15 protein-coding genes and 1 other annotated feature are annotated in these 15,685 nt (G+C 52.8%); of the genes, 9 read left to right on the top strand and 6 right to left on the bottom strand.

Features of this window, described 5'->3' with window-relative positions; all coding sequences use genetic code 11:
• Positions 1 to 84: 84 nt before the first annotated feature.
• Positions 85 to 801: a two-component system response regulator ArcA gene (gene arcA / locus K8W53_RS19680; protein ID WP_001194359.1), complete on the bottom strand. Its 717-nt coding sequence runs from the start codon at positions 799 to 801 to the stop codon at positions 85 to 87.
• A 95-nt stretch (positions 802 to 896) separates the two neighbouring features.
• On the opposite strand from arcA, the gene yjjY reads away from it, so the two are divergent.
• From yjjY to thrC, 6 genes are all read left to right on the top strand, one after another.
• Positions 897 to 1,037, top strand: coding sequence for a protein YjjY (gene yjjY, locus K8W53_RS19675; protein ID WP_001541509.1), 141 nt, complete (start codon positions 897 to 899; stop codon positions 1,035 to 1,037).
• A 399-nt stretch (positions 1,038 to 1,436) separates the two neighbouring features.
• Positions 1,437 to 2,123 (top strand): tRNA/rRNA methyltransferase, encoded by a 687-nt coding sequence (locus K8W53_RS19670; protein ID WP_023224456.1) that lies wholly within the window; start codon positions 1,437 to 1,439, stop codon positions 2,121 to 2,123.
• Between the two features lie 213 nt (positions 2,124 to 2,336).
• Positions 2,337 to 2,402 (top strand): thr operon leader peptide, encoded by a 66-nt coding sequence (gene thrL, locus K8W53_RS19665; protein ID WP_001575544.1) that lies wholly within the window; start codon positions 2,337 to 2,339, stop codon positions 2,400 to 2,402.
• Positions 2,338 to 2,458 (top strand) — a sequence feature (Thr leader region). Its footprint overlaps the gene before it by 65 nt.
• 25 nt (positions 2,459 to 2,483) lie before the next feature.
• Entirely contained in the window at positions 2,484 to 4,946 is a 2,463-nt protein-coding gene (gene thrA, locus K8W53_RS19660) for a bifunctional aspartate kinase/homoserine dehydrogenase I (RefSeq protein WP_023216929.1), read from the top strand.
• A 1-nt stretch (position 4,947) separates the two neighbouring features.
• The gene (thrB, locus tag K8W53_RS19655) at positions 4,948 to 5,877 is read left to right on the top strand and encodes a homoserine kinase (protein ID WP_000241685.1); all 930 of its coding nucleotides are present in this window, start codon (positions 4,948 to 4,950) and stop codon (positions 5,875 to 5,877) included.
• 3 nt (positions 5,878 to 5,880) lie between these two features.
• Entirely contained in the window at positions 5,881 to 7,167 is a 1,287-nt protein-coding gene (gene thrC / locus K8W53_RS19650) for a threonine synthase (protein ID WP_000781110.1), read from the top strand.
• Between the two features lie 93 nt (positions 7,168 to 7,260).
• Here thrC and yaaA read toward each other — a convergent pair whose 3' ends face one another.
• Entirely contained in the window at positions 7,261 to 8,034 is a 774-nt protein-coding gene (yaaA, locus tag K8W53_RS19645; protein WP_000906175.1) for a peroxide stress protein YaaA, read from the bottom strand.
• Positions 8,035 to 8,112: 78 nt separating this feature from the next.
• Positions 8,113 to 9,543 (bottom strand): alanine/glycine:cation symporter family protein, encoded by a 1,431-nt coding sequence (locus K8W53_RS19640; protein ID WP_001113812.1) that lies wholly within the window; start codon positions 9,541 to 9,543, stop codon positions 8,113 to 8,115.
• Between the two features lie 268 nt (positions 9,544 to 9,811).
• Between K8W53_RS19640 and tal the strand changes: the two genes are divergently transcribed.
• Positions 9,812 to 10,765, top strand: a complete 954-nt coding sequence (tal, locus tag K8W53_RS19635) for a transaldolase (protein WP_000130175.1) — start codon at positions 9,812 to 9,814, stop codon at positions 10,763 to 10,765.
• A 110-nt stretch (positions 10,766 to 10,875) separates the two neighbouring features.
• Positions 10,876 to 11,466, top strand: coding sequence for a molybdopterin adenylyltransferase (gene mog / locus K8W53_RS19630; RefSeq protein ID WP_000380373.1), 591 nt, complete (start codon positions 10,876 to 10,878; stop codon positions 11,464 to 11,466).
• Positions 11,467 to 11,522: 56 nt separating this feature from the next.
• Here the strand turns inward: mog and satP are convergent, their stop codons facing one another.
• The 3 genes from satP to K8W53_RS19615 form a co-directional block, all read right to left on the bottom strand.
• Complete coding sequence (gene satP / locus K8W53_RS19625) at positions 11,523 to 12,089, bottom strand: acetate uptake transporter (RefSeq protein ID WP_000528525.1); 567 nt, start codon at positions 12,087 to 12,089, stop codon at positions 11,523 to 11,525.
• Positions 12,090 to 12,238: 149 nt separating this feature from the next.
• Entirely contained in the window at positions 12,239 to 12,952 is a 714-nt protein-coding gene (gene msyB / locus K8W53_RS19620) for an acidic protein MsyB (RefSeq protein WP_001103477.1), read from the bottom strand.
• A 35-nt stretch (positions 12,953 to 12,987) separates the two neighbouring features.
• The gene (locus K8W53_RS19615) at positions 12,988 to 13,392 is read right to left on the bottom strand and encodes a DUF2541 family protein (protein WP_023224128.1); all 405 of its coding nucleotides are present in this window, start codon (positions 13,390 to 13,392) and stop codon (positions 12,988 to 12,990) included.
• A 348-nt stretch (positions 13,393 to 13,740) separates the two neighbouring features.
• Here K8W53_RS19615 and dnaK point away from each other — a divergent pair, with 348 nt between their 5' ends.
• Positions 13,741 to 15,657 carry a molecular chaperone DnaK gene (dnaK, locus tag K8W53_RS19610; RefSeq protein WP_000516126.1) on the top strand — a complete coding sequence of 639 codons (1,917 nt, stop codon included), beginning with the start codon at positions 13,741 to 13,743 and terminating at the stop codon, positions 15,655 to 15,657.
• Positions 15,658 to 15,685 lie beyond the last annotated feature (28 nt).

The following is a 15,685-nucleotide window of genomic DNA, read 5'->3' as shown; positions in this document are numbered from 1 at the left end:
GCCGCTTAGCGGAAGGGGGGGCATAAGAAACAGCCAGTAAGAATAACTTACCGGCTGTTTTTACGGTTTGGCGCCTGGACCGAATTAATCCTGCAGGTCGCCGCAGAAGCGATAACCTTCGCCGTGAATGGTGGCGATGATTTCCGGCGTATCCGGCGTGGATTCGAAATGCTTACGAATACGACGAATGGTAACGTCAACAGTACGGTCATGCGGCTTCAGCTCGCGGCCGGTCATTTTCTTCAACAGCTCTGCGCGTGACTGAATTTTGCCAGGGTTTTCGCAGAAGTGAAGCATCGCGCGGAACTCGCTGCGCGGTAGTTTATACTGCTCGCCGTCCGGGCCGATCAGTGAACGACTGTTGATATCCAGTTCCCAACCGTTGAACTTGTAGCTTTCAACGCTACGACGCTCTTCGCTGACGGTACCCAGGTTCATGGTACGGGACAGCAGGTTGCGGGCACGGATGGTCAATTCGCGTGGGTTAAACGGTTTGGTGATGTAATCATCCGCGCCGATTTCGAGGCCGAGAATTTTGTCGACTTCGTTATCGCGGCCCGTCAGGAACATCAGCGCAACGTTAGCCTGTTCACGCAGTTCACGCGCTAACAGGAGACCGTTTTTCCCTGGCAGATTGATATCCATGATCACCAGGTTGATGTCATATTCAGAGAGGATCTGATGCATTTCCGCGCCATCTGTCGCTTCGAATACATCATAGCCTTCCGCTTCGAAAATACTTTTCAACGTGTTGCGTGTTACCAACTCGTCTTCAACGATAAGAATGTGCGGGGTCTGCATGTTTGCTACCTAAATTGCCAACTAAATCGAAACAGGAAGTACAAAAGTCCCTGACCTGCCTGATGCATGTCGCAAATTAACATGATCGGCGTAACATGACTAAAGTACGTAATTGCGTTCTTGATGCACTTTCCATCAACGTCAACAACATCATTAGCTTGGTCGTGGGTACTTTCCCTCTGGACCCGACAGTGTCAAAAACGGCTGTCATCCTAACCATTTTAACAGCAACATAACAGGCTAAGACGTACCGGACACCTAATAAAACTACGCTTCGTTGACATATATCAAGTTCAATTGTAGCACGTTAACAGTTTGATGAAATCATCGTAGCTAAATGCTAGCTTTCATCACAAATTTGCAATATTCCAACTAGTTACGTAAGCCAACTAATAAATGTGATGAATCCAAAGAACAGGATCTATTTTAAATTAAATTATCCTAAATAAACAGCAGGATAACGATGTTCTGTTAACATAAACAGCAATAGTACAGATACGCAATAGTGTAGCGTCTTTTACGAAATCAAAAATGCTTTTTCAGTGATATCCGTTAAAATTTTGTAAATTTGCGAAGCGTAATATGCTTACAAACGCCAGCTAATTTCCTGTAAATTAGTCAAAAAGAGTAATGAAATGCGTGTAACAATCGTTCTTGTCGCTCCCGCCAGAGCGGAAAATATCGGCGCAGCCGCCCGGGCTATGAAGACCATGGGATTTACTGACCTGCGTATTGTCGACAGCCAGGCGCACCTGGAGCCCGCCACCCGTTGGGTCGCACATGGATCTGGAGATATTATTGATAATATTGAGGTTTTCCGCACCCTTGCCGACGCGCTCCACGATGTGGATTTTACCGTCGCGACGACAGCCCGCAGCCGGGCAAAATTTCATTACTACGCTTCGCCCGCTGAACTGGTTCCCTTATTACAGGAAAAATCACACTGGATGCGTCATGCCGCGCTGGTTTTTGGCCGTGAGGATTCCGGTTTGACCAATGACGAGCTGGCGCTGGCGGATGTATTGACCGGCGTGCCGATGGCGGCGGATTACCCTTCGCTCAATCTGGGTCAGGCGGTCATGGTGTATTGCTATCAATTAGCAGGTTTAATGCAACAGACCACAGAATCCGTTGATATTGCTGATGAATCGCAGTTACAGGCGTTACGCGCGCGCCTTTTACGTCTGTTAACGACTCTGGAGGCGGCCGATGACCACAAATTAACCGACTGGCTACAACAGCGAATCGGCCTGCTGGGACAGCGAGATACGGTAATGTTGCACCGTTTGGTCCATGATATTGAAAAAAAACTAACAAAATAACGTGCTGTAATTTTTAAAATAATAAGAGATTACGTCTGGTTGCAAGAGATCATGACAGGGGGAATTGGTTGAAAATAAATATATCGCCAGCAGCACATGAACAAGTTTCGGAATGTGATCAATTTAAAAATTTATTGACTTAGGCGGGCAGATACTTTAACCAATATAGGAATACAAGACAGACAAATAAAAATGACAGAGTACACAACATCCATGAACCGCATCAGCACCACCACCATTACCACCATCACCATTACCACAGGTAACGGTGCGGGCTGACGCGTACAGGAAACACAGAAAAAAGCCCGCACCTGAACAGTGCGGGCTTTTTTTTCGACCAGAGATCACGAGGTAACAACCATGCGAGTGTTGAAGTTCGGCGGTACATCAGTGGCAAATGCAGAACGTTTTCTGCGTGTTGCCGATATTCTGGAAAGCAATGCCAGGCAAGGGCAGGTAGCGACCGTACTTTCCGCCCCCGCGAAAATTACCAACCATCTGGTGGCAATGATTGAAAAAACTATCGGCGGTCAGGATGCTTTGCCGAATATCAGCGATGCCGAACGTATTTTTTCTGACCTGCTCGCAGGACTTGCCAGCGCGCAGCCGGGATTCCCGCTTGCACGGTTGAAAATGGTTGTCGAACAAGAATTCGCTCAGATCAAACATGTTCTGCATGGTATCAGCCTGCTGGGTCAGTGCCCGGATAGCATCAACGCCGCGCTGATTTGCCGTGGCGAAAAAATGTCGATCGCGATTATGGCGGGCCTCCTGGAGGCGCGTGGACATCGCGTCACGGTGATCGATCCGGTAGAAAAATTGCTGGCGGTGGGCCATTACCTTGAATCTACTGTCGATATCGCGGAATCGACTCGCCGTATCGCCGCCAGCCAGATCCCGTCCGATCACATGATCCTGATGGCGGGCTTTACCGCCGGTAATGAAAAGGGTGAACTGGTGGTGCTGGGCCGTAATGGTTCCGACTATTCCGCCGCCGTGCTGGCCGCCTGTTTACGCGCTGACTGCTGTGAAATCTGGACTGACGTCGATGGCGTGTATACCTGTGACCCGCGCCAGGTGCCGGACGCCAGGCTGCTGAAATCGATGTCCTACCAGGAAGCGATGGAACTCTCTTACTTCGGCGCCAAAGTCCTTCACCCTCGCACCATTACGCCCATCGCCCAGTTCCAGATCCCCTGTCTGATTAAAAATACCGGTAATCCGCAGGCGCCAGGAACGCTGATCGGCGCGTCCAGCGACGATGATAATCTGCCGGTCAAAGGGATCTCTAACCTTAACAATATGGCGATGTTTAGCGTCTCCGGCCCTGGAATGAAAGGGATGATTGGGATGGCGGCGCGTGTTTTCGCCGCCATGTCTCGCGCCGGGATCTCGGTGGTGCTCATTACCCAGTCCTCCTCTGAGTACAGCATCAGCTTCTGTGTGCCGCAGAGTGACTGCGCGCGTGCCCGCCGTGCGATGCAGGATGAGTTCTATCTGGAGCTGAAAGAGGGGCTGCTGGAGCCGCTGGCGGTTACTGAGCGGTTGGCGATTATCTCTGTTGTCGGCGACGGTATGCGCACGCTACGCGGCATTTCAGCGAAATTCTTCGCCGCGCTGGCGCGGGCCAATATCAATATCGTGGCGATCGCTCAGGGATCTTCTGAGCGTTCCATTTCTGTGGTGGTGAATAACGACGATGCCACCACCGGCGTGCGGGTAACGCACCAGATGCTGTTCAATACCGATCAGGTGATTGAAGTGTTTGTCATTGGCGTCGGCGGCGTCGGCGGCGCGCTACTGGAACAGCTTAAACGTCAACAAACCTGGCTGAAGAACAAGCACATCGATCTACGCGTGTGCGGCGTGGCGAACTCAAAGGCGTTGCTAACCAATGTGCATGGCCTGAATCTGGACAACTGGCAGGCGGAACTGGCGCAAGCGAACGCGCCGTTCAATCTGGGACGCTTAATTCGCCTGGTGAAAGAATATCATCTACTCAATCCGGTGATTGTTGATTGTACCTCCAGTCAGGCGGTGGCCGACCAGTATGCCGACTTCCTGCGTGAAGGGTTCCATGTGGTGACGCCAAACAAGAAAGCGAACACCTCGTCGATGGACTACTACCATCAGCTACGTTTCGCCGCCGCGCAATCACGGCGCAAATTCTTGTATGACACCAACGTCGGCGCCGGTTTGCCGGTAATCGAAAACCTGCAAAACCTGCTGAATGCGGGTGATGAACTGCAAAAATTTTCCGGCATTCTTTCCGGGTCGCTCTCTTTTATTTTCGGTAAACTGGAAGAGGGGATGAGTCTCTCACAGGCGACCGCCCTGGCGCGCGAGATGGGCTATACCGAACCCGATCCGCGCGACGATCTTTCCGGTATGGATGTGGCGCGGAAACTGTTGATCCTCGCCCGCGAGACGGGCCGCGAGCTGGAGCTTTCCGATATTGTGATTGAACCGGTGTTGCCGGACGAGTTTGACGCCTCCGGCGATGTGACCACCTTTATGGCGCATCTGCCGCAGCTTGACGACGCGTTTGCCGCCCGTGTGGCGAAAGCTCGTGATGAAGGTAAGGTATTGCGCTATGTGGGCAATATCGAAGAGGATGGCGTGTGCCGCGTGAAGATTGCCGAAGTTGATGGTAACGATCCGCTCTTCAAAGTGAAAAATGGTGAAAACGCGCTGGCGTTCTACAGCCACTATTATCAGCCCTTGCCGTTGGTGCTGCGCGGCTACGGCGCAGGCAATGATGTGACGGCGGCGGGCGTGTTTGCCGATCTGTTACGGACCCTCTCATGGAAGTTAGGAGTTTAACATGGTGAAAGTGTATGCCCCGGCTTCCAGCGCGAACATGAGCGTCGGTTTCGACGTGTTGGGCGCAGCCGTCACACCCGTTGACGGCACGTTGCTGGGCGATGTGGTATCCGTTGAAGCAGCGGACCATTTCCGTCTGCATAACCTGGGGCGATTTGCCGATAAACTGCCGCCGGAGCCGCGTGAAAATATTGTTTATCAGTGCTGGGAACGTTTTTGCCAGGCATTGGGGAAAACCATCCCGGTGGCGATGACGCTGGAAAAAAATATGCCGATTGGTTCCGGGTTAGGGTCCAGCGCCTGTTCCGTCGTCGCCGCGCTGGTCGCGATGAATGAGCACTGCGGCAAACCGTTAAACGACACGCGTCTGTTGGCGCTGATGGGCGAGCTGGAAGGCCGTATCTCCGGCAGCATCCATTACGATAACGTCGCGCCGTGCTTTCTTGGCGGTATGCAGTTGATGATTGAAGAAAACGGCATTATTAGTCAGCAGGTGCCGGGCTTTGATGAGTGGCTATGGGTACTGGCTTATCCGGGCATTAAAGTTTCCACCGCAGAAGCACGGGCCATTTTGCCTGCGCAGTATCGCCGTCAGGATTGCATTGCGCATGGACGGCATCTGGCCGGTTTTATTCACGCCTGTTACTCGCGGCAGCCGCAGCTTGCCGCCGCGCTGATGAAAGATGTTATTGCCGAACCATACCGCGCGCGTTTACTGCCGGGCTTTAGCCAGGCGCGGCAGGCGGTGTCGGAGATCGGCGCGCTGGCGAGCGGGATTTCCGGGTCGGGGCCGACGCTGTTTGCGCTATGCGATAAACCGGAGACGGCGCAGCGCGTTGCGGACTGGCTGAGCAAACATTATCTGCAAAATCAGGAAGGCTTCGTTCATATTTGCCGGCTGGATACGGCGGGCGCACGAGTAGTGGGATAATCAATGAAACTCTATAATCTGAAAGACCATAATGAGCAGGTCAGCTTTGCGCAGGCCGTCACGCAAGGACTGGGCAAACAGCAGGGACTTTTTTTTCCGCACGAACTGCCGGAGTTTAGCCTGACGGAAATTGATGAGATGCTCAACCAGGACTTTGTCAGCCGTAGCGCAAAGATCCTCTCGGCATTTATTGGCGATGAAATACCGCAGCAAATTCTGGAAGAGCGCGTCCGCGCGGCGTTTGCGTTCCCGGCGCCGGTAGCGCAGGTAGAAAGCGATGTCGGCTGCCTGGAGCTGTTCCATGGTCCAACGCTGGCCTTTAAAGACTTCGGCGGGCGTTTTATGGCGCAAATGCTGACGCATATCAGCGGCGACAAACCGGTGACGATTCTGACCGCAACGTCAGGTGATACCGGCGCGGCGGTGGCTCACGCGTTCTATGGCCTGGAAAATGTGCGGGTCGTCATTCTCTACCCGCGCGGTAAGATCAGTCCGTTGCAGGAAAAACTGTTCTGTACGCTGGGCGGCAACATTGAAACCGTGGCGATCGACGGCGATTTCGACGCTTGCCAGGCGCTGGTGAAACAGGCATTTGATGACGAAGAACTGAAAACGGCGCTGGGGCTGAATTCGGCTAATTCGATTAATATCAGCCGCCTGTTGGCGCAAATTTGCTACTACTTTGAAGCCGTGGCGCAACTGCCGCAGGGGGCGCGTAACCAACTGGTAATCTCCGTCCCCAGCGGCAACTTTGGCGATTTGACGGCAGGACTGCTGGCGAAGTCGTTAGGCCTACCGGTGAAACGTTTTATCGCCGCCACCAACGTCAACGACACGGTGCCGCGTTTTCTGCATGACGGGAAGTGGGCGCCGAAAGCGACGCAGGCGACCCTGTCGAATGCGATGGATGTCAGCCAGCCGAATAACTGGCCGCGCGTGGAGGAGCTATTCCGCCGTAAAATCTGGCGCCTGACTGAGCTGGGCTATGCGGCGGTGGATGACACTACGACACAACAGACGATGCGCGAGCTGAAAGCGAAAGGTTATATCTCGGAACCTCATGCGGCGGTAGCGTATCGGGCATTACGCGACCAGTTAAACCCTGGCGAGTATGGCTTGTTTCTCGGAACGGCGCATCCGGCGAAGTTTAAAGAGAGCGTGGAGTCCATTCTGGGAGAAACGCTGGCCTTGCCTGAAGCGCTCGCCGAACGCGCCGATCTGCCGCTGCTTTCACATCATCTGCCTGCGGATTTTGCCGCCCTGCGTAAGCTGATGATGACCCGCCAGTAACCATTGCGCCCGGTGGCGCTGTCGCTTACCGGGCCTATGGGGTGGTGTCGATTTGTAGGCCGGATAAGGCGTAACCGCCATCCGGCGATGCCGTTACTGCTCGTAGCGTTTAAAGACCAGCTCGTCTTGTGTGGAGGTTTCTTCATCAAAGAAATACCCTTCACGGTCAAACGCGGTAAGCTGTTCCGGCTTCGTTAAGCGGTTTTCAATAATAAAACGGCTCATCAGTCCGCGCGCTTTTTTGGCGTAGAAGCTTACCACCTTAAACTTGCCGTTTTTCTCATCAAGGAACACGGGCTTAATCAGTTCGGCATTCAGTTTCTTCGGCTTCACCGATTTAAAATATTCCTCAGAGGCCAGATTCACCACCACCCGATCGCCCTGCGCCTCAAGCGCTTCGTTGAGCTTATCGGTAATGATATCGCCCCAGAATTGATAAAGATCTTTGCCGCGCGGATTCTCCAGGCGAATCCCCATCTCCAGACGATAAGGCTGCATTAAATCCAGCGGGCGCAATACGCCATACAAGCCAGAGAGCATACGCAGATGTTGTTGAGCAAAATCAAAATCCGCGTCGTTGAACGTTTCCGCCTGTAGGCCGGTATAAACATCGCCTTTGAACGCCAGAATCGCCTGGCGTGCATTATCCGGCGTAAAATGAGGCTGCCAGTCATGAAAACGCGTGGCGTTGAGATCCGCCAGTTTGTCGCTAATTCCCATCAGCCTGGAAATTTGCGGCGCCGAAAGCTGGCGGGCCTGTTGAATAAGCTGCTGGCTGTGATCCAATAGCTCCGGCTGGGTATAGCGGGTCGTGGCCAGCGGGCTTTGATAATCAAGCGTTTTTGCAGGTGAAATCAGAATCAGCATATCCAGTCCTTGCAGGGAATTTTCTGCGACTTTAGCAAAAAAACGCCGCAGAGTTGACCGATGGTTGCGATTGTCGGCTTAATCGCGCGATGCCGCATCCCAGGTATCTGGCGCCAGTTGTGGTTCGATATCCGGGAAGCGCCGCGGATCGAACTGCGGTCTTACGCCCAGTTTCCGTTGTCGCAGATAATCGCCGGCGAGGGTATACACCACCGGTGAGAGCAACAAAATCGCCGTCAGATTGGTAATAGCCATACAGGCCATGATCATGTCAGCAAGCTGCCATATCAGCGGAAAACTGATGAGCGTACCGGCGATGACCATGCCAAGCGTCGCAAGGCGTAATAGCCAGATGGCCTTTGCGTTATGTAACCGCAGAAAAAACAGATTGTTCTCGGCGTAAATATAGTTGGCGACGATAGAACTGAACGCGAACAGAATGACGATAAGCGCGACAAAACTGGCGCCCCATTCACCGGTCAACGAAACCATTGCATGTTGGAGAAGCTGAATGCCTTCTGTTGACGAATGGGACGCGTGATTCCCCGCCAGCAGGATAATCATCGCGCTGGCGGTACAGATGATAATGGTGTCGCTGAATACGCCAATCATTTGCACAATCCCCTGCGCGACAGGGTGAGGGGGATACGACGTTGCCGCTGCGGCCGCATTAGGCGTCGACCCCATTCCCGCTTCATTAGAGAACATCCCACGCTGAAAACCGCTGGTAATAGCCTGGGTGAGCGTATATCCGGCTGCGCCTGCCGCGGCTTCCTGCCAGCCAAATGCGCTTTTGACTATCGAGGCGATAACGCCAGGCATTTGCTCAATATGCCAGAGGCAAATGAATACGCTGCCGGCGACCCACAATAACGCGATGATGGGAATCAGCCATTGCATCAGGCGGGCGACGCCTTTGATGCCGCGAATGATAATTAACAGGGCACAGAACGCCAGAGCAATGCCGGAGATAAGCGGCGGAATGTTGAAGGCGAAATGGAGCGCGCGTGAGACGGCATTCGCCTGCACGCTATTAAAAATCAACCCGTAGGCGACGAGCAGAAAGAGGGCGAAAACCACGCCCATCCAGCGCATTCCCAGTCCGCGCGCCATATACCACGCCGGGCCGCCACGGAACTGGCCTGTCGGGTCACGTTCTTTATAAAGCTGGGCAAGCGAACATTCGGCGAAGGAGGTCGCCATGCCAATGATGGCCGAGACCCACATCCAGAATACCGCGCCGGGACCGCCTGCGGCGATAGCCAGCGCCACGCCGGCCAGATTACCGCTGCCAATCCGCGCCGCGAGGCTGGTACACAGCGCCTGAAATGACGTCAGGCCGCCTGGCTGCGGGCTAAGGCTGCCTTTCAGACTGCGGCTAAATTGGCGAATATAACGAAATTGAATGAATCCGGTACGCCAGGTAAACCAACATCCTGCGCCGAGCAGCAGGTAAATCATTACCGAGCCCCAGAGTATTTCGTTAATAAAACTGAAAAACTCAGGCATTAACGTCCCTCTTGTTGATGCCGTCACGCTTTGATGATCCTGTATAAGCGTGACCCATGATGTAGATGACCTTGTCAGACTAATATTAACGGCAGTTTACCATAAATACGGCGGTATCCTTTAATTGCGCATCAACCGTCGGCAGATACGCAAACAGTGCACAAGGGCAGCCAGGTGCATGTAGGCGGTTGCGCTGTGAGTGCGTCGTGTTATCATCAGGGTAGACCGGTTACATCCCCTAACAAGCTGTTTAAAGAGAAACTCTATCATGACGGACAAATTGACCTCCCTTCGTCAGTTCACCACCGTAGTGGCTGATACCGGAGATATCGCGGCAATGAAGCTGTACCAGCCGCAGGATGCTACAACTAACCCTTCTCTCATTCTTAACGCAGCGCAAATCCCGGAATATCGTAAGCTGATTGACGATGCTGTCGCCTGGGCGAAACAGCAGAGCAGCGACCGCGCGCAGCAGGTTGTTGACGCGACCGATAAGCTGGCGGTGAATATTGGCCTGGAAATCCTGAAGCTGGTGCCGGGGCGTATTTCTACCGAAGTTGACGCGCGTCTGTCTTATGACACTGAAGCGTCTATCGCCAAAGCAAAACGTATCATTAAACTCTACAATGATGCGGGGATCAGCAACGATCGTATCCTGATCAAGCTGGCGTCCACCTGGCAGGGCATTCGTGCAGCCGAACAGCTGGAAAAAGAAGGCATCAACTGTAACCTGACGCTGCTGTTCTCCTTCGCGCAGGCGCGTGCGTGCGCCGAAGCGGGCGTCTACCTGATCTCGCCGTTCGTAGGTCGTATTCTTGACTGGTATAAAGCCAATACCGACAAGAAAGACTATGCGCCAGCTGAAGATCCGGGCGTGGTTTCCGTAACGGAAATCTACGAGTACTACAAACAGCATGGTTACGAAACCGTCGTTATGGGCGCAAGCTTCCGTAACGTAGGCGAAATTCTGGAGCTGGCGGGCTGCGACCGCCTGACTATCGCACCGGCATTGCTGAAAGAACTGGCGGAAAGCGAAGGGGCGATTGAGCGTAAGCTCTCTTTCTCCGGCGAAGTCAAAGCGCGCCCGGAACGCATTACCGAAGCCGAGTTCCTGTGGCAGCATCACCAGGACCCCATGGCGGTGGACAAACTGGCGGATGGTATCCGTAAGTTTGCGGTAGACCAGGAAAAACTGGAAAAAATGATCGGCGATCTGCTGTAATCATTAACGCGTGGCCCTGATATGGGTCACGCTACCTCTTCTGAAACCTGTCTGTCCTTCCCTTCGCAGTGTATCATTCTGTTTAACGAGACTGTTTAAACGGAATAATCATGGATACCTTACGTATTGGCTTAGTTTCTATCTCCGACCGCGCTTCAAGCGGCGTTTACCAGGATAAAGGCATTCCTGCGCTTGAGGAGTGGCTCGCTTCTGCGCTGACCACGCCTTTCGAGGTCCAACGGCGCTTAATTCCTGATGAACAGGAAATTATCGAGCAAACGTTGTGTGAACTGGTTGATGAGATGAGCTGTCATCTGGTGCTGACCACTGGCGGTACCGGTCCGGCGCGTCGCGACGTCACGCCGGACGCGACCCTTGCCATCGCCGACCGTGAAATGCCAGGTTTTGGCGAACAGATGCGCCAGATCAGCCTGCGCTTTGTGCCGACCGCCATTCTTTCCCGCCAGGTGGGCGTTATCCGTAAACAGGCGTTAATTCTTAATCTGCCTGGACAGCCAAAATCGATCAAAGAAACGCTGGAAGGCGTAAAAGCGGACGATGGCAGCGTTAGCGTGCCGGGCATTTTTGCGAGCGTGCCGTATTGTATACAGCTGCTTGACGGGCCGTATGTCGAAACCGCGCCGGAAGTGGTTGCCGCTTTCCGTCCGAAGAGCGCCAGACGTGAGAATATGTCGTCCTGACCGGAAGATACTGATAGTAGGGTTATTCCTCCCGGTGCGGGAGGAATAAAAGAGATTTAGTGCGCCTCGCCGATTGGCAGAATAGTGCGGCCAAATTGCTCGTTTAGCACTTCACCCATCGCCAGATAAATAGCGCTGGCGCCGCAAACCAGACCAACCCAGCCTGCGATATGGATAATGGCTTCGTTACCGGTGATATTGCCGACCGCCAGCAGAGCGAACAGTACGGTCAGGCTCAGGAAAACAAATTGCAGCGCGCGGGCGGCTTTCAGCGTACCGAAGAACATAAACAGCGTGAACACGCCCCACAGACCTAAATAAGCGCCGAGTAGCTGAGCGTCAGGCGCATCCGTCAGGCCCATTTTCGGCATCAGCAGGATAGCGACCAGCGTCAGCCAGAACGAACCGTAAGAGGTAAAGGCCGTTAAACCAAAGGTATTGCCTTTTTTATACTCCAGCAGACCGGCAAAAATTTGCGCGATACCGCCGTAGAAAATCCCCATCGCCAGAATAATACCGTCCAGGGCGAAAAAACCGGCATTGTGCAGGTTAAGCAGAATGGTGGTCATGCCGAAGCCCATCAGGCCCAGCGGTGCCGGATTAGCCAACTTAGTGTTGCCCATAATTCCTCAAAATCATCATAATTGAATGGTGAAATAGTTTCCCAGAATAACGAGTTCTGTATTCGGGGCGCGGCATAATAATCAGGGGGAAGAGGACTGTCTATGATCTAATAAGGGGGAAAAGAAAATATTTCCCCCTGTGAGGGCATTCACGCCTGAACGGCTGCCATCATTCGTCGCAGGCAGGCTATTTGCAACACCGCCGGAATAGTCACGCGATACGCGCTGCCGCTCATCGCTTTGACGCCGTTTAACGCCGCGCCAACCGGGCCGCCAAGACCTGCGCCGCGCAGCAATCCGTGGCCCAGGATGCTCATTGCGGCATGGGTACGTAAAATGCGGGTAAGCTGGGTGGAAAGCAGGTGGGAGACCCCTTTTGCCAGACTGCGATCTTTCATGAGCAGCGGCAGCAGCTCTTCCAGTTCAGAAACTTTGGCGTCTACGGCTTGCAGAAATTCCTGCTTATGCGCCGCGTCCATCTTCTGCCAGGTATGACGTAAAAAATGCTCCAGCAGTTGCTGTTCTATTTCAAACGTCGACATGCTTTTATCTGCTTTGAGTTTTAGCCGTTTTGCGACATCCAGCAGAATCGCGCGGTACTGTTTTCCGTGCCCGCGTAATTTGTTGGCGATACTGTCGCCGCCGTAATGCTGAAACTCGCCGGCAATGAGCTGCCAGTTACGGCGGTGTTGCTCCGGGTGACCTTCCATCGCTTTGAACAGCTCGTTATGACTAAGGACGCTTGACAAGCGAGCCTTGCCCTTTTCGTTATGCGTCAGCAAACGGGCGAAATCGGCGAGTTGTTCTTCGCTACAATGCTGAAGAAAGTCTAAATCCTCGTCGTGTAAATAGGTGACGTTCATTTTCAGTCTGGCTTTTGGAATAGAAATAACAGCGATTAATCGTCGCCAATGACTTTAAGTCTCGCCATATCGGAAGAATTTACCGTATGGCCTGAGAAGGTAATCTTTGATACGCAGCGTTTGTTGTCGTTATCGCTATTAATATTGATCCAGCCTGTCGTCTGGCCCTCTTTGATTGAGGAAGGGACGTTCAGGCTTTGGCTGGCGCTACGCGCAGTTTTAAAATAGACGGATGCGCCGCTAAGTTCGATGTCGCCGTGATCCGCCGTGAGTTGAATGCGCTTCACGATGCGGCAGACGGGAATTTTCAGCGTGAGATCGTTCGTTTCATTTCTGGGCATGGCAATAACACCCAGTACTTTATGGTCGTTCGCGTGCGCGACGCTACTTAACGCCAGGCCGAAAAGCAGGCCGGCGGAAATCGTTAACACAGATCGCATGGAATTTCTCTTTGACGGGTTCAATAAGCAATTACCGTCTATCATACTCTGCTCATGACAACGATTCAGTTTTGTAATCTTTTCTTTTTATTACAATTTTTCTGTGAATAGTATTCGTTGTTTAATTTACTTCATGAATGTTTATCTGTCTGGTTTTCCATCGCGCCCTCTCGTCACTAAAAAATTTTTTCATCTCCCCCTTGATGACGTGGGTTACGACCCCATCTTGTAGTCAACCGCAGTGGTGAGTCTGAAAAAAAACGATTCAGGGTAGTTGAAACCGCACGTTTCGCCCTTATTACAGATTCACAACCACATGATGACCGAATTTTTAGTGGAGACGTTTAGATGGGTAAAATTATTGGTATCGACCTGGGTACTACCAACTCTTGTGTAGCGATTATGGATGGAACGCAGGCACGCGTGCTGGAGAACGCCGAGGGCGATCGCACTACGCCTTCTATCATTGCTTATACCCAGGATGGTGAAACTCTGGTTGGTCAGCCGGCTAAACGTCAGGCAGTGACAAACCCGCAAAACACCCTGTTTGCGATTAAACGCCTGATTGGCCGCCGCTTCCAGGACGAAGAAGTTCAACGTGACGTTTCTATCATGCCGTACAAAATCATCGGCGCCGACAACGGCGACGCATGGCTTGATGTGAAAGGTCAGAAAATGGCGCCGCCGCAGATTTCTGCCGAAGTGCTGAAGAAAATGAAGAAAACGGCTGAAGATTATCTGGGCGAACCGGTAACTGAAGCGGTTATCACCGTACCGGCTTACTTTAACGATGCGCAGCGTCAGGCTACCAAAGATGCTGGTCGTATCGCGGGGCTGGAAGTTAAACGTATCATCAACGAACCGACTGCCGCAGCGCTGGCTTACGGTCTGGATAAAGAAGTCGGCAACCGTACTATCGCGGTTTACGACCTCGGTGGTGGTACTTTCGATATCTCTATTATCGAAATCGACGAAGTTGATGGCGAAAAAACCTTTGAAGTTCTGGCAACCAACGGTGATACCCACTTGGGTGGTGAAGACTTCGATACCCGCCTGATCAACTACCTCGTTGACGAGTTTAAGAAAGATCAGGGCATTGACCTGCGTAACGATCCGCTGGCCATGCAGCGCCTGAAAGAAGCCGCAGAAAAAGCCAAAATCGAGCTGTCTTCTGCGCAGCAGACCGACGTGAACCTGCCGTACATTACCGCAGATGCCACCGGTCCGAAACACATGAACATCAAAGTGACTCGTGCAAAACTGGAAAGCCTGGTTGAAGATCTGGTAAACCGTTCTATCGAGCCGCTGAAAGTCGCACTGCAGGACGCTGGCCTGTCCGTGTCTGATATCAACGACGTGATCCTCGTTGGCGGTCAGACCCGTATGCCAATGGTGCAGAAAAAAGTGGCTGAGTTCTTTGGTAAAGAGCCGCGTAAAGACGTTAACCCGGACGAAGCTGTGGCTATCGGCGCAGCGGTACAGGGCGGCGTATTGACCGGTGATGTGAAAGACGTACTGCTGCTGGACGTTACCCCGCTGTCTCTGGGTATCGAAACGATGGGTGGCGTGATGACTCCGCTTATCACCAAAAACACCACCATCCCGACCAAGCACAGCCAGGTGTTCTCTACTGCGGAAGACAACCAGTCTGCGGTAACCATCCATGTGCTGCAGGGTGAGCGTAAACGTGCGTCTGATAACAAATCTCTGGGTCAGTTCAACCTGGATGGCATCAACCCGGCGCCGCGCGGTATGCCGCAGATCGAAGTTACCTTCGATATCGATGCTGACGGTATCCTGCACGTTTCCGCGAAAGACAAAAATAGCGGTAAAGAGCAGAAGATCACCATCAAGGCGTCTTCTGGTCTGAACGAGGAAGAAATTCAGAAAATGGTTCGCGATGCAGAAGCGAACGCTGAATCCGACCGTAAGTTCGAAGAGCTGGTTCAGACCCGTAACCAGGGCGACCATCTGCTGCACAGCACCCGTAAGCAGGTTGAAGAAGCAGGCGATAAACTGCCGGCTGATGACAAAACCGCTATCGAGTCTGCCCTGAGCGCGTTGGAAACTGCCCTGAAAGGCGAAGATAAAGCCGCTATCGAAGCGAAAATGCAGGAACTGGCGCAGGTTTCCCAGAAACTGATGGAAATCGCTCAGCAGCAACATGCGCAGCAGCAGGCTGGCTCCGCTGACGCTTCTGCAAACAACGCGAAAGATGACGACGTTGTCGACGCTGAGTTTGAAGAAGTAAAAGATAAAAAATAATCGCCCTTTGAACGGGTAATTACTGGCA

Source organism: Salmonella sp. A29-2, from assembly GCF_020150755.1.
Taxonomy (GTDB): Bacteria; Pseudomonadota; Gammaproteobacteria; order Enterobacterales; family Enterobacteriaceae; genus Salmonella; species Salmonella enterica.
Note: the sequence above shows the minus strand (reverse complement) of the source record. Positions and strands in the feature narration are given on the sequence as shown.

What these genes read in the sequence shown, in the direction of transcription:
- thrC (WP_000781110.1), top strand. Translation starts at nt 5,881, where the DNA reads ATGAAACTCTATAATCTGAAAGACCATAATGAGCAGGTCAGCTTTGCG.
- mog (WP_000380373.1), top strand. Translation starts at nt 10,876, where the DNA reads ATGGATACCTTACGTATTGGCTTAGTTTCTATCTCCGACCGCGCTTCA.
- K8W53_RS19640 (WP_001113812.1), bottom strand. Translation starts at nt 9,543, where the DNA reads ATGCCTGAGTTTTTCAGTTTTATTAACGAAATACTCTGGGGCTCGGTA.
- tal (WP_000130175.1), top strand. Translation starts at nt 9,812, where the DNA reads ATGACGGACAAATTGACCTCCCTTCGTCAGTTCACCACCGTAGTGGCT.
- thrA (WP_023216929.1), top strand. Translation starts at nt 2,484, where the DNA reads ATGCGAGTGTTGAAGTTCGGCGGTACATCAGTGGCAAATGCAGAACGT.
- K8W53_RS19670 (WP_023224456.1), top strand. Translation starts at nt 1,437, where the DNA reads ATGCGTGTAACAATCGTTCTTGTCGCTCCCGCCAGAGCGGAAAATATC.
- K8W53_RS19615 (WP_023224128.1), bottom strand. Translation starts at nt 13,392, where the DNA reads ATGCGATCTGTGTTAACGATTTCCGCCGGCCTGCTTTTCGGCCTGGCG.
- thrB (WP_000241685.1), top strand. Translation starts at nt 4,948, where the DNA reads ATGGTGAAAGTGTATGCCCCGGCTTCCAGCGCGAACATGAGCGTCGGT.
- arcA (WP_001194359.1), bottom strand. Translation starts at nt 801, where the DNA reads ATGCAGACCCCGCACATTCTTATCGTTGAAGACGAGTTGGTAACACGC.
- yaaA (WP_000906175.1), bottom strand. Translation starts at nt 8,034, where the DNA reads ATGCTGATTCTGATTTCACCTGCAAAAACGCTTGATTATCAAAGCCCG.
- dnaK (WP_000516126.1), top strand. Translation starts at nt 13,741, where the DNA reads ATGGGTAAAATTATTGGTATCGACCTGGGTACTACCAACTCTTGTGTA.
- yjjY (WP_001541509.1), top strand. Translation starts at nt 897, where the DNA reads ATGACTAAAGTACGTAATTGCGTTCTTGATGCACTTTCCATCAACGTC.
- satP (WP_000528525.1), bottom strand. Translation starts at nt 12,089, where the DNA reads ATGGGCAACACTAAGTTGGCTAATCCGGCACCGCTGGGCCTGATGGGC.
- msyB (WP_001103477.1), bottom strand. Translation starts at nt 12,952, where the DNA reads ATGAACGTCACCTATTTACACGACGAGGATTTAGACTTTCTTCAGCAT.